A 12,670-nucleotide genomic window follows, 5' to 3' on the forward strand; every position below is an offset into this window, starting at 1 on the left:
GCAGTGGAACCGCATTGGAAGACATTCCAATAAAAACGCCGGGGTTGGCATTGGCTCTTTCTGGCCTGCCACTTCGGTTCAGGTGGTTCGCCGCAGGACATTGAATCTGCAGTTTTGTCCGATGTGTTGAAACACTTGGCTGACGAGTGAGGCTCGCTTCATGAACAAGTCTGTCGGTGTGCTTCGTTTGTTGTGGCTTGCGTGTCTGGTGGTGGTGGCCGCTGTCATCGCTTTAGCGGTGAACACCGGAACATCTGAGTCAGCTCCGTCGCCTCAGTCCTGTACCGCACCCGCTTATGCGAAGGATACGCCCTATGAACAAGGGCAACAGGTACAGCACGCCGGCCAGCAGTTTGAATGCTGGAAAGATGACGAGGCACCGCTTGGTGTCGGCAGTTGGCAATGGTGCCGGCAACCGGCCTATGAGCCACTCCTTCCAACCAACCACTGGAAAGACGCGTGGAAGGCGCTCGGTGAATGTGGTGGCTTCGAGGGCAATCGCCTGACGCTGAGCTTTTCCACCCTCAGCGGCAAAGCTCCGCTGAAACCGGCGGTGCCCGGTGTCGCTCGCGCTGATCAGATGGTCACCGGGACTTTGCGCTGCAAGGCTGAAGAGATTTCGATCAGCGCGAAGGCCAGCGAAACGATCCACCTCGATAATCTGAAAGCCTGCGACTACCAACTGGTGATGAACAGCGCAGATGGATACATCCCGCTGAACACCCCGCGCATTGTTTCGTTCAAGGAGGCGCAAGGGGCGGAGCAAGCCGTGACGGTGAAGTATCGTCCACCGGTGGATGTGAGCAAGCTCAGTGGTTTGCCGGGGATAAAAATCGAGCTGTTTGCCCAGGGTCTTGTTCAACCCAGGCAGATGGCCATGGGCAAGAACGTCTTGTATGTCGGCTCCAGCGCGATCCCTTCGTACGTCTATGACGGAAAAATCGGCGACATGATTTACGCGTTGCCGCTGGATGGGGCGGGTAAACCGACGGGCATTCACGTCATTGCCAGCGGTCTGGAAGAGCCTCACGGCGTCGCGTATCGCGACGGTGATCTGTATTACTCGACCACGGGTGGTCTGTATCGCTTGCGTAACGCGGACGATCATTACAAAGACCCGAAACCCGAACTGGTTTTCAGATTTCCGGCAGACGATAACTTGTTTCCCTTGCCCCCGCTGTCGTCCGGTTCGAACACTCGCATCTGGCACATGAAACACCCCTTGCGCTTCAATCCAGTCGATCCATCGGACAAATGGCTTTATACGGCCGTCGGCATTCCGTGCAACTTGTGCATGATCCCTGCCGACAAGCGCTATGGGACGGTCCTGCGCTACTCCCTGGAAACGGGGGCGTCCGAGATTCTGGCCTCGGGGGTACGTAACTCGGTCGGCTTCGACTGGAACCCCAAGGACGGCAAAATATGGTTCAGCGACAATAATCGCCAAGGCTTCCCCAACCCTGACGAGGTCAACGTAATTCGGGGCCCCGGGTTGCATTTTGGTGTGCCTTATCGGTTTGGCAGGGACACGCCCGGATTCACCCAGGAAGAGTACCTGAACCCGGGTGTGATCCAGCCACCGCTGGTGCCCGGTGCCATTGTGTCCGACAAGTCGCTCGAGCAGATCGACCCTGCCGATTATGTGCCGGCAGCTTTTGAGTCGGGTACCAACACGGCGCCGCTCGGGGTCAAGTTCTGGTCAGGTTACCCGGCCACTGCCGATACCCAGCAATTGCTGGTCGCCGTGCACGGCGCGGGCTCCACCGCCCGTCCAGGCATGGACATACAAATGTTGACCATCCAGGGGGGGACGCGCGTGGTCAACCAGATCCCGCTGATCAATGGATTTGTGCAGGACCCGGATCGATTTGATGTCTATTGCCTGGACAACTCGTGCATTGGGCGCCCCGTCGAGTTTCTTGAATTGGCCGATGGCAGCCTGTTGATCAGCGACGACGTCGCCGGGGTCATCTATCGCGTGCGCTATGACGCCACCGGACTGCCGCAGACCGAATTGACGTTGCGTCCCATGCTGTCACCCCCCGGCCTGGAAAACGAGATGGTCAGCGGTTATTTGATTGCCCCCGACGGCAATAGCCGGCTGGTGCAAATGTCATGGAATGCGTTGAACAGTAAGTCTCCGCTGGTTCTGAAAGGGCTGGCGTATGGTGAGTATCAGTTGCGGCTCAATGATGTAAAAAACTGGATTCCCGAGGTGCGCAACACATCCTTCACGCTATCGGAAACCAACAAGACTCATACCATCACCACGGGTTACCGCGAGCGGCCGATCAAGCTTGAAGTCAAGATCACGATCCAGGCACCGGCCAGGCCTGCTTCAGTCACCGATGCCCAATGGCACATCAGCCTGGTCAATGAGTCCCGGAGCAATGCCGAACCACAGGTCATAAACATTCCATGGGGCGGGACTGCGACGCAGCTCCTCGACTATGGCAAGTACAAGGTTATCTACCCGTTTTACTCGAAGGAAAAACCGGCGCCGGAACTGGAGTCGGTGGTGATCGATGAGTCCAGTCAGGACCGGCAGCTCCCCCTCATCACTTACCAACATGTCGAGAGCCTGGGCGAAACGGTTCTGGCGGGGGCCTGCACCAAGTGTCATGCGGTCGAGTACTTCAATAGTGCCAGCAAGGCCTTGCTCTGGAGCGTCGCGGGGCGGGAGGCGTTGGTTAATCAAATCAAGACGATGCCGGTTTCAGGGCATTGCGACACCACCTGCGCGACTGAAATCAGTAATCACTTGTTCGACGTCGTCTGGAAACCTTACCTGGATCAGGGCGAATCCTATGGCGTGCGGCAGTTGCGATTGCTGACACCCACTGAGTATGCCGCCACCGTCCGGGACATCCTGGGTGTCGAAGTCAATCCCGAGAAGCTGCCGGCCGACAAGTCCGAAAAAGACTTCAAGTATCCAGGGGAGGCGAACATGGGCGTTCTGCAGGCAGAGGACGTCAAACTGTTCTACGACATGGCATTGTCGGTGGCAGAAAAGGTTTCGCCATCGCGGTTGAGCGCGCTGGCAACCTCCAGGATGGGCACCGACCTGGTCACCTCCCTGGGTTATCAGTTGTTCCGACGGCCCGTGACTGACGCCGAGCGGTTGCGTTACCAGAAAATCCTCGACGAGCAAGGGGCGCCGGCTGTAATCACCGCTCTGATGATGTCGCCGAACTTCCTCTATCGCTCTGAACTGGGAGCGGCGACGGCAAACAACGTGTACGAGTTAACGCCGTTCGAGGTCGCGACAGCACTCTCTTACGCATTCTCGGGCACGACTCCGGATGTTCAACTGCTGGCCAAGGCACAGCGTAACGAACTGCGGACCTCACAGCAGATCTCTGCGGAAATCGAGCGAATGATGCAAACGGATCGCGGTATCGAGCAGTTCAACCGATTCGTCAGCTACTACGTCAAAACCGCCCGCGGTGTGCAGGAAAAACCGGGGCTGAGCAAACACATGATCGAACTCATGGCCCAGGAGCAGTATTTGCTGAGCAAAAACCTGTTGCTGAGTTCGGGAACCCTGAACGAGATGTTCAACCCGGGTTACACCTATTTGAATCAGGACCTGGCCGCGCATTATGGAATCAGCGGTGTCACGGGCAGCACGATGCAAAAGGTCGCGGTGAACGAAAAACGGGGAGGGTTGTTGCATCTGGGGCTGACTCAGGCTGCCACGTCGGATCTGGTGAGCACCTCATTGGTCAAGCGCGGAATCATGGTGCGTGAACAGATGTTCTGCCGTGAATTCGGTGCCCCGGTGGAGCCCGAGCCTGACGGCCCTACGTTTCCGGCCCGGGCAATCACCACCCGTGAATACTGGGATCTGGTAAACGGTGAACATGCTTCGAATGGGGCTTGCTGGCAGTGCCATCAATTCATGAATGACACCGGGGCGGCGTTGCAGAACTACGATGCGGCCGGCCGTTATCGGACCATGGAAAACGCCTACAACTACAACCTGTATCCACAAATTTTGCCGATCGACGCCTCCGGTCCGTTTATCACTTCGACCGGAACCGAGCACATCAACGACGTTCGGGATATTGCCCGAATCATTCCACGCCATCCGGCGTCTCAGTTCTGCATGGCCGACAGCTACTTCCGGTTTGTATTCGGCAGCAAATCCGATGCCTCGACCTCGGGGACCGTGAAAGCGATTGCCGATGGTTTGAAAAACTCAGGGTCCCTGGCAGAGATGTTGCGAACTCTGGGCACCTCCAAGGCGTTCACCTACAAGACCGAGAGGAACTGATCATGGGCATTTTGAAAAGTCGTCGACGCTTTCTTGCGGGTCTGGCTGCGACGAGTGTCTTTGGTCCGTTGACCCAGTTCGGATTAGTGCGCATGGCATTGGCGGGGCAATCCGAGCAAGCGAGGCTGAAGGTCGTGTTCGCGGTGGTCCCCGATGGATTGGCAGTGGATTCCTACAATGGCGGTGGTTTTGGTGATGGGCGCGGATTGTGGCACCCCACTGCACAGGGGACGGATACCACGGCCTTTACGCTCAATGAAGTCAGTTCGGAACTGGCCGCCTATCGCAACCAGTCGTTGTACCTGCGCGGGATTATTCTGGGGCCTGGGAACGTAGGGCATAGTGGCTGGAACTGGGTATTGCGTGATAGCGCACAGAGTCAATCGTCTATCGATGTGTTGCTGGGGCAAGCGTTGCCGGGCACTGAACCGTCCCACCGAAGCCTGTTTGCCGGCCCCCACGCCGGAATCGATGGAACGCCCTGGTTCGTGTCGTTTCAGGGCAGTGCGATTCGTACCCCCTACCGTGACCCGGTGCTGATGGCTGAATCGTTGTTCAAGTCACCCGCTCAGGCTCGGGGCGCACGACAACCTGGGGCCGGTGCGCTGCTGGAGGCATCCCTGGCGGATATCCAGGAAATCAGAGTCAAGCTTTCTGCCGGAGAGCGGCAAAAGCTTGATACCCACCTCGACTCGGTGGAGCAGGTCATCAAAGACCTGGAGGAAACACGGCCGCCGGTGGGGGCTTGTGAGCCTGTGACGCTCGAGCCCCTGGATTACCGATCGGCAGCGCATCGCACCCGCATCCAGGCGGATCATCACAAAGTGGTGGCCACCGCCCTGGGCTGCGGGATAACCCGGGTCGCCACTCTACAGATCGGGCGCTCGGCGGAGTCGCTCAATATCGTTGATGTCAGTTCCACCAGTAATCCCCATGATTGTGCACATCGTTATGCCGGGGAAGAGCCCTGGAGAGGAACACGGAAATGGTACGTCAAGCAGATCAAACAGTTTATGGATGAACTGGCCAGGCACCAGGACCCGCACGTGCCCAGTGACAATCTGCTCCAACATACACTCGTCGTACTCACCAGCGAAATGGCCGATGGAGCCCCTGAACACATGATCGATATGCCGATGCTGTTAATGGGGGGCGCGAGCGGATTATTGAAAAGCGGGGACGGTTCAGGACGGTACTTCAACATTACGTCGCAAGGCGATCGTCAGCACCACACGGGGAACCCGGTGATCGGCAGGAAATTCGTCGACATGCAGCGTATCTGGGCAACTGTTGCCAAGGCCGCCGGAACCAGCGTGACGTATGGCGGCAATATCGAGCCCCTCAGCGGAATATTCACCAACGTATGAATCAAAACGACGATGCCAGTCAGATTGATTGACTGGCATTTTTTGAAGCATCGCGCACGGGTCCTTGTTTCTTTTGTGGTGGCCCTGGTTACTTCAGGCGCTCCCTCGGTTTGCTCGGGCCATTCAGCAATCTGATGGAGCGTGGGTCGGGCAAACTCCTTCGCTACACTCGGTGCATCTTCCGAGAACAACAAGGCTGTTTGCTATGCAAAATCGCATGATGATCACTGGTGCAGGCTCTGGCCTGGGTCGCGAAATCGCGCTGCGCTGGGCGCGTGAAGGCTGGCAACTGGCCTTGTCGGATGTCAGCGAGCCCGGCTTGCAGGAAACCCTCAAACGGGTCCGTGAAGCCGGTGGTGATGGTTTTATCCAACGCTGCGACGTACGCGATTACAGTCAGCTGACGGCGTTCGCCCAGGCCTGCGAAGTCAAACTCGGCGGTATCGATGTCATCGTCAATAACGCTGGCGTAGCGTCTGGCGGGTTCTTCAGTGAGTTGTCGCTGGAGGACTGGGACTGGCAGATCGCGATCAACCTGATGGGCGTGGTCAAGGGCTGCAAGGCTTTCCTGCCATTGCTGGAAAAAAGCAAAGGCAAGATCATCAACATCGCGTCCATGGCCGCGTTGATGCAAGGCCCGGCGATGAGCAACTACAACGTGGCCAAGGCGGGTGTGGTGGCGTTGTCGGAAAGTCTGCTGATCGAACTGGCGCATCTGGAAGTCGGCGTACATGTGGTGTGTCCGTCGTTCTTCCAGACCAACCTGCTGGACTCCTTCCGTGGCCCGACACCGGCCATGAAAGCCCAGGTCGGCAAGTTGCTGGAAAGCTCGCCCATCAGCGCCGCAGATATCGCCGACTATATCTACCGGCAGGTCGCCGCCGGTGAGTTCATGATCCTGCCCCACGAACAGGGCCGCATGGCCTGGGCGATCAAGCAGAAGAATCCGCAACTGCTCTACAACGAAATGACCGCCATGGCCGACAAAATGCGCGCCAAGGCCAGGCAATCCGCAAGCTGATCTTGCCTGCAGGCAACGCTGTGGTTAGGGTGGCCGCCATCGGCCATCCTCGCGAGACACTTGCATGCTCAATTACCTGTGGTTTTTCCTCGCCGCGCTGTTCGAAATCGCCGGTTGCTTCGCGTTCTGGATGTGGCTGCGCCAGGGTAAAAGCATGTGGTGGGTGGTGCCGGCGCTCCTCAGCCTGACCCTGTTTGCCCTGTTGTTGACCCGTATCGAAGCCACCTATGCCGGCCGCGCCTACGCCGCTTACGGTGGCATCTACATCATTGCCTCGATCGGCTGGTTGGCCGTGGTCGAGCGGATTCGTCCGCTGGGTTCGGATTGGCTCGGCGTGGCGTTGTGTGTGGCGGGCGCCAGTATCATCCTGTTCGGGCCACGATTCTCCGCGTCCTGACAGATCAGCCCTACAATCGGCTGGCCTGTCAGACCTTTCCGTAAGAGTGTGGCGTCATGGCTGTCAGTCCGGTCTGGTTTGCTGTCAGAGCGTTGTAGGCATACCGAGGGCCGGGCATCTTCAGGGGCCAGTAATTCCCTGAAGGACACTCCTCATGCTCGTACTCACTCGCATCGTGGGCGAAACCATTTCAATCGGTGACAACATTTCCCTGCGCGTTCTGGCGATCAAGGGAAACAACATTCGCTTTGGCGTCGAAGCGCCGCAGGACGTCAATGTGCACCGCTCGGAAATCTACGAACGGATCCAGAACAAACTGGCGAAAACCAAGGGGCGCTGAGCGCTTCAGTCAAACAGATGCTTGGGCACATCGTGCTTGAGCATCAGTTGGCATTGCTCGCTTTCCGGGTCGAAGACAATCAGTGCCTGTCCTTTGGTCAATGCCTGGCGCACGCGCAGAACGCGGGTTTCCAGCGGCGTGTCGTCACCATTGTCCGTGCCGTCACGGGTCACGAAGTCCTCGATCAGGCGGGTGAGGGTGTCGACTTGAAGTTGGTCGTGGGGGATCAGCATAGGCACCTCGGTTGGATCAATGGCGCGATGCTACGGCGAATGGGCGAGAACGGCCAGCCCGGGATCTGGTGTTGTCTGGTCTGACGCCTTCGCGAGCAGGCTCGCTCCCACAGTAGACTGAGTTCTTTCATGGGAATGCGGTCGAATGTGGGAGCGAGCCTGCTCGCGAAGGCGTTCCGACGAAGGCGGTTTACCTGATGAAGAAGAACCCGGATCAGTTCTCCGACCGCTGTCCCACCAGACTATCCACCGACGGCACCCGCGTGTCGCTTTCCATCTGTGTGTCGTGTTCGAGCTGATGGCTGAAGCGGTCCAGTGAGCCTTTGGCCGGCTGTGCATCGCTGGCAAACACCGGCGGGCTGAGGATGTATGCGCCCAGCAGGCGGCTCAGGGCGGCGAGGCTGTCGATGTGGGTGCGCTCGTAGCCGTGGGTGGCATCGCAGCCAAAGGCGAGCAGGGCGGTGCGAATGTCATGGCCGGCGGTCACCGCCGAATGGGCGTCGCTGAAGTAGTAGCGGAACAGGTCGCGGCGTGCCGGTAACTCGTTGTCGCTGGCCAGGCGCAGAAGGTGGCGCGACAGGTGATAGTCATACGGCCCGCCGGAATCCTGCATCGCGATGCTCACCGCATGCTCGCTGGAAAATTGGCCTGGCGCGACTGGTGCGATGTCGATGCCGACGAATTCACTGACGTCCCAGGGCAACGCCGCCGCCGCGCCGCTGCCGGTTTCCTCGGTGATGGTGAACAGCGGATGGCAGTCGATCATCAGCTCTTCAGCACTGTCGACGACGGCTTTGAGCGCCGCCAGCAGCGCGGCCACCCCGGCCTTGTCGTCGAGGTGGCGGGCGCTGATATGGCCGCTTTCGGTGAACTCCGGCAGCGGGTCGAAAGCGACGAAATCGCCGACGCTGATGCCCAGCGATTCGCAGTCGGCACGGGTAGCGCAGTAGGCGTCCAGGCGCAATTCGATGTGATCCCAACTGATCGGCATTTCATCCACGGCGGTGTTGAACGCGTGCCCGGACGCCATCAGCGGCAAGACGCTGCCGCGGATCACACCGTTGTCGGTAAACAGGCTGACCCGGCTTCCTTCGGCAAAACGGCTGGACCAGCAGCCGACCGGTGCGAGGGCCAGGCGACCATTGTCCTTCACCGCACGCACCGCCGCGCCGATGGTGTCCAGGTGGGCGCTGACGGCGCGATCGGGGCTGTTTTTCCTGCCCTTGAGCGTGGCGCGGATGGTGCCGCGACGGGTCATTTCGAAGGGAACGCCGAGTTCTTCCAGACGCTCGGCGACGTAGCGCACGATGGTATCGGTGAACCCGGTGGGGCTGGGAATGGCGAGCATTTCCAGCAGCACTTTTTGCAGGTAAGCGAGGTCTGGTTCGGGGATTTTGCGGGTCATGGAAACTCCTGATGAGTTGAGCGCATCGATGGTTTCGATGAAGGGGGTTGTGTCTGTCAGTCCGCCTTCGCGAGCAGGCCTAGACAACACATGACTAAGAGACCACCGGCTGACTGTGCGGAAACAACAAATCCACAAACCGCTCCGCCGTGGGCTGCGGTTCATGATTGGCCAGCCCGGCCCGTTCATTGGCTTCGATAAACACGTAGTTCGGCTGGTCGGCTGCGGTCACCATCAGGTCGAGGCCGACCACGGGAATGTCCAGCGCCCGCGCGGCTCGCACCGCCGCTTCCTGCAGCGTCGGGTGCAGGATCGCCGTGACATCCTCGAGAATGCCGCCGGTGTGCAAGTTCGCCGTGCGTCGTACGAACAGGTGTTCGCCGGCCGGCAGGATGCTGCTGTAGTCGTACCCGGCGGCCTGCACGGTGCGCCAGGTTTCCCGGTCCAGCGGGATCTTGCTTTCGCCGTCCGTGGCCGCTTGTCGCCGCCGGCTCTGGGCTTCGATCAAGGCGCCGATGGAGTGCTGGCCGTCGCCGATCACCTCGGCCGGCCGGCGAATCGCGGCCGCGACCACTTCAAAACCGATCACCAGGATTCGCAGGTCCAGGCCTTGGTGAAAGCTTTCCAGCAGCACGTGGCTGTCAAATTCGCGGGCGGCTTCGATGGCTTGCTGCACCTCTTCGATGGTCTGCAAGTCGACCGCCACGCCCTGGCCCTGTTCACCGTCCAATGGTTTGACCACCACGCGCAGGTGTTCATCGAGGAATGCCATGTTGTCGTCGGCGTTACCCGCCAGTTGCTGTGCCGGCAGGTTCAATCCGACAGCCTTGAGCACTTTGTGGGTCAGGCTTTTATCCTGGCAAAGGCTCATGCTGATGGCGCTGGTCAGGTCGCTCAGTGACTCACGGCAGCGCACCCGGCGCCCGCCATGGCTGAGAGTGAACATCCCGGCGTCGGCGTCATCGACGTGTACATCGATGCCACGCCGATGTGCTTCCTCGACAATGATCCGTGCATAGGGGTTGAACGCGGCTTCCGGGCCTGGGCCGAGAAACAACGGCTGATTGATGCCGTTCTTGCGCTTGATGGCGAAGGTCGTCAGGTTGCGAAAACCGAGCTTGGCGTAAAGGTTTTTCGCCTGGCGGTTGTTGTGCAGCACCGACAGGTCGAGGCAGGCGAGCCCGCGGCTCATGAAGTGTTCGATCAAATGCCGCACCAGCACTTCACCCACGCCCGGCCGCGCGCAATACGGGTCGACCGCCAGACACCACAGACTGCTGCCGTGTTCCGGGTCGTTGAAGGCCTTGCGGTGATTGAGACCCATGACGCTGCCGATGACCGCGCCGCTGTCTTCGTCTTCGGCCAGCCAGTACACCGGGCCACCCAGATGATGCGCAGTGAGCAAGGTGGCATCGATCGGCAGCATGTCGCGGGCCTGATACAGATGATTGATCGCCTGCCAGTCGGCATCGCTTTGCGCGCGTCGAATGCGAAAACCACGAAAAACCCGGGTCGCCTGACGGTAGTCGCTGAACCACAGCCGCAGAGTATCGGACGGATCGAGGAACAGCTGCGTCGGCTCCAGCCCCAGCACTTGCTGGGGCGCGGCGACGTACAGGGCGATGTCCCGCTCGCCGGGCTGTTCGTTGAGCAACTCTCCGGCCAGGCTCGCGGCATCGGCAAAGGTGTGACCGATCAGCAAGCGGCCCCAACCGCAATGCACGGTAATCGGCGCCGCGCCGAGCGCACAGCCGTCTTCGGCAAGGCGTGCCTGCAAGCGTTCGTAGGAGGGCGTCTGGCCACGCAACAGGCGTTGGCTGAAAGCCGTGGCTTGAGATTTCATCGGTCAGATTCCTTGTTCGCTGAGCCACAGGTTGAGGGCCGCCAGTTGCCACAGCTTCGAGCCATGCAAGGGTGTCAATTGTCCCTGCGGATCGGTCAGCAGGCGGTCGAGCATCGCCGGGTTGAACAGGCCGCGATCCTGGCTCGGATCGAGCAGCAACTCGCGTACCCAGTCCAGTGTGTCGCCTTGCAAATGCTTGAGGCCCGGCACCGGGAAGTAACCTTTCTCGCGGTCGATCACTTCACTGGGAATCACTTGCCGCGCGGCTTCCTTCAACACGTGTTTGCCGCCGTCCGGAAGTTTGAAGCGCCCCGGAATCCGTGCCGACAGCTCCACCAGGCGGTAGTCGAGAAACGGCGTGCGCGCTTCCAGCCCCCAGGCCATGGTCATGTTGTCGACGCGTTTGACCGGGTCGTCCACCAGCATCACTGTGCTGTCCAGGCGCAAGGCCTTGTCCACCGCCGCCTCAGCACCGGGCTGGGCAAAATGGGCTTTGACGAAGTCGCCAGCGGCGTCCGTCGCGGTCAGCCATTTCGGTTGGACCGTGGCGGCATAGTCGTCGTAACTGCGGTCGAAAAACGCTTCGCGGTACGCGGCATACGGATCGCTCGCATCGTCCACTTGCGGGTACCAGTGGTAGCCGGCGAACAGTTCGTCGGCGCCCTGGCCGCTTTGCACCACCTTGCAATGTCTGGCCACTTCCCGGGAGAGCAGGTAGAAGGCAATGCAGTCGTGGCTGACCATCGGTTCGCTCATGGCGCGGAACGCGGCGGGCAATTGTTCGATGATCTCCTTTTCGTCGATGCGCAGTTGATGATGCCGGGTGCCGTAGTGTCGGGCGATCAGGTCGGAGTACTGGAATTCGTCACCGCGTTCGCCGCCGGCATCCTGGAAACCGATGGAAAAGGTCGACAGATTGTCCACGCCGACTTCGCGCAACAAGCCTGTCAACAGGCTCGAATCGACCCCGCCCGACAGCAGCACACCGACATCCACGGCCGCCCGTTGGCGAATGGCGACGGCTTTGCGAGTAGTGTCGAGCACGCAGTCGCGCCAGTCTTCGAGGGTCAGGTTTTTCTCATCGTCCTGTAGTCCATAGGGCAGGGTCCACCAGGTTTTCCGCTCGGTGCGGCCGTCGGCTTCGATGCGCATCCAGGTGGCCGGCGGCAGCTTTTCAATGCCCGCCAGCAAGGTGCGCGGTGCCGGGACCACGGCGTGGAAATTCAGATAATGATTGAGCGCCACCGGATCGAGGATCGGGTCGATGTCGCCACCCTTGAGCAACGCCGGTAGCGCGGAAGCAAAGCGCAGGCGCTGGCCGGTGCGCGACAGGTACAACGGCTTCACACCGAGACGGTCGCGGGCGATGAACAGGCGTTGGGCATCGCGCTCCCAAATGGCAAAGGCAAACATGCCGTTGAGTTTCGGTAGCAAGGCCTCGCCCCAGGCGTGATAGCCCTTGAGCAACACTTCGGTGTCGCCGCCGGAGTAAAAGGCGTAGCCCAGGCTTTCAAGCTCCGCGCGCAGTTCCGGGAAGTTGTAGATCGCCCCGTTGAAAGCCAGGGACAAGCCCAACTGCGGGTCGATCATCGGCTGTGCCGAGCCGTCCGAGAGGTCCATGATTTTCAGGCGCCGATGGCCCAGGGCAACCGGCCCCTGGCTGTGAAAGCCCCAGGCGTCAGGGCCGCGGGGGGCCAGGTGATGGGTGATTCGTTCGATGGCTGCAAGGTCTGCAGGTTGATGGTCAAAACGTAACTCGCCAGCTAATCCGCACATAAATTCCTTACC

At 59.9% G+C, this 12,670-nt stretch carries 8 protein-coding genes and 1 pseudogene; 5 read left to right on the forward strand and 4 right to left on the reverse strand.

Going from position 1 to position 12,670, the window contains the following annotated elements; translation table 11 throughout:
- Positions 1-160 precede the first annotated feature (160 nt).
- From CAG47_RS11025 to csrA, 5 genes are all read left to right on the forward strand, one after another.
- Positions 161-4,276: a DUF1592 domain-containing protein gene (locus CAG47_RS11025; RefSeq protein ID WP_085724891.1), complete on the forward strand. Its 4,116-nt coding sequence runs from the start codon at positions 161-163 to the stop codon at positions 4,274-4,276.
- A 2-nt stretch (positions 4,277-4,278) separates the two neighbouring features.
- The gene (locus tag CAG47_RS11030; protein ID WP_085724892.1) at positions 4,279-5,643 is read left to right on the forward strand and encodes a DUF1552 domain-containing protein; all 1,365 of its coding nucleotides are present in this window, start codon (positions 4,279-4,281) and stop codon (positions 5,641-5,643) included.
- 205 nt (positions 5,644-5,848) lie between these two features.
- Positions 5,849-6,664: an SDR family oxidoreductase gene (locus CAG47_RS11035; protein WP_085724893.1), complete on the forward strand. Its 816-nt coding sequence runs from the start codon at positions 5,849-5,851 to the stop codon at positions 6,662-6,664.
- 64 nt (positions 6,665-6,728) lie between these two features.
- Positions 6,729-7,061: a YnfA family protein gene (locus CAG47_RS11040; RefSeq protein WP_085724894.1), complete on the forward strand. Its 333-nt coding sequence runs from the start codon at positions 6,729-6,731 to the stop codon at positions 7,059-7,061.
- A gap of 154 nt (positions 7,062-7,215) precedes the next feature.
- Positions 7,216-7,401, forward strand: coding sequence for a carbon storage regulator CsrA (csrA, locus tag CAG47_RS11045; RefSeq protein ID WP_085724895.1), 186 nt, complete (start codon positions 7,216-7,218; stop codon positions 7,399-7,401).
- A gap of 5 nt (positions 7,402-7,406) precedes the next feature.
- Here the strand turns inward: csrA and CAG47_RS11050 are convergent, their stop codons facing one another.
- From CAG47_RS11050 to CAG47_RS11065, 4 genes and pseudogenes are all read right to left on the reverse strand, one after another.
- Positions 7,407-7,634 carry a YheU family protein gene (locus CAG47_RS11050; protein WP_056727184.1) on the reverse strand — a complete coding sequence of 76 codons (228 nt, stop codon included), beginning with the start codon at positions 7,632-7,634 and terminating at the stop codon, positions 7,407-7,409.
- Between the two features lie 207 nt (positions 7,635-7,841).
- Positions 7,842-9,039, reverse strand: a pseudogene (locus tag CAG47_RS11055) (osmoprotectant NAGGN system M42 family peptidase); the annotation flags it as partial.
- Between the two features lie 94 nt (positions 9,040-9,133).
- Complete coding sequence (gene ngg, locus CAG47_RS11060) at positions 9,134-10,882, reverse strand: N-acetylglutaminylglutamine synthetase (RefSeq protein ID WP_085724897.1); 1,749 nt, start codon at positions 10,880-10,882, stop codon at positions 9,134-9,136.
- Between the two features lie 3 nt (positions 10,883-10,885).
- Entirely contained in the window at positions 10,886-12,658 is a 1,773-nt protein-coding gene (locus tag CAG47_RS11065) for an N-acetylglutaminylglutamine amidotransferase (protein ID WP_085724898.1), read from the reverse strand.
- Positions 12,659-12,670 lie beyond the last annotated feature (12 nt).

The organism is Pseudomonas sp. R37(2017) (assembly GCF_002113375.1).
GTDB lineage: Bacteria > Pseudomonadota > Gammaproteobacteria > Pseudomonadales > Pseudomonadaceae > Aquipseudomonas.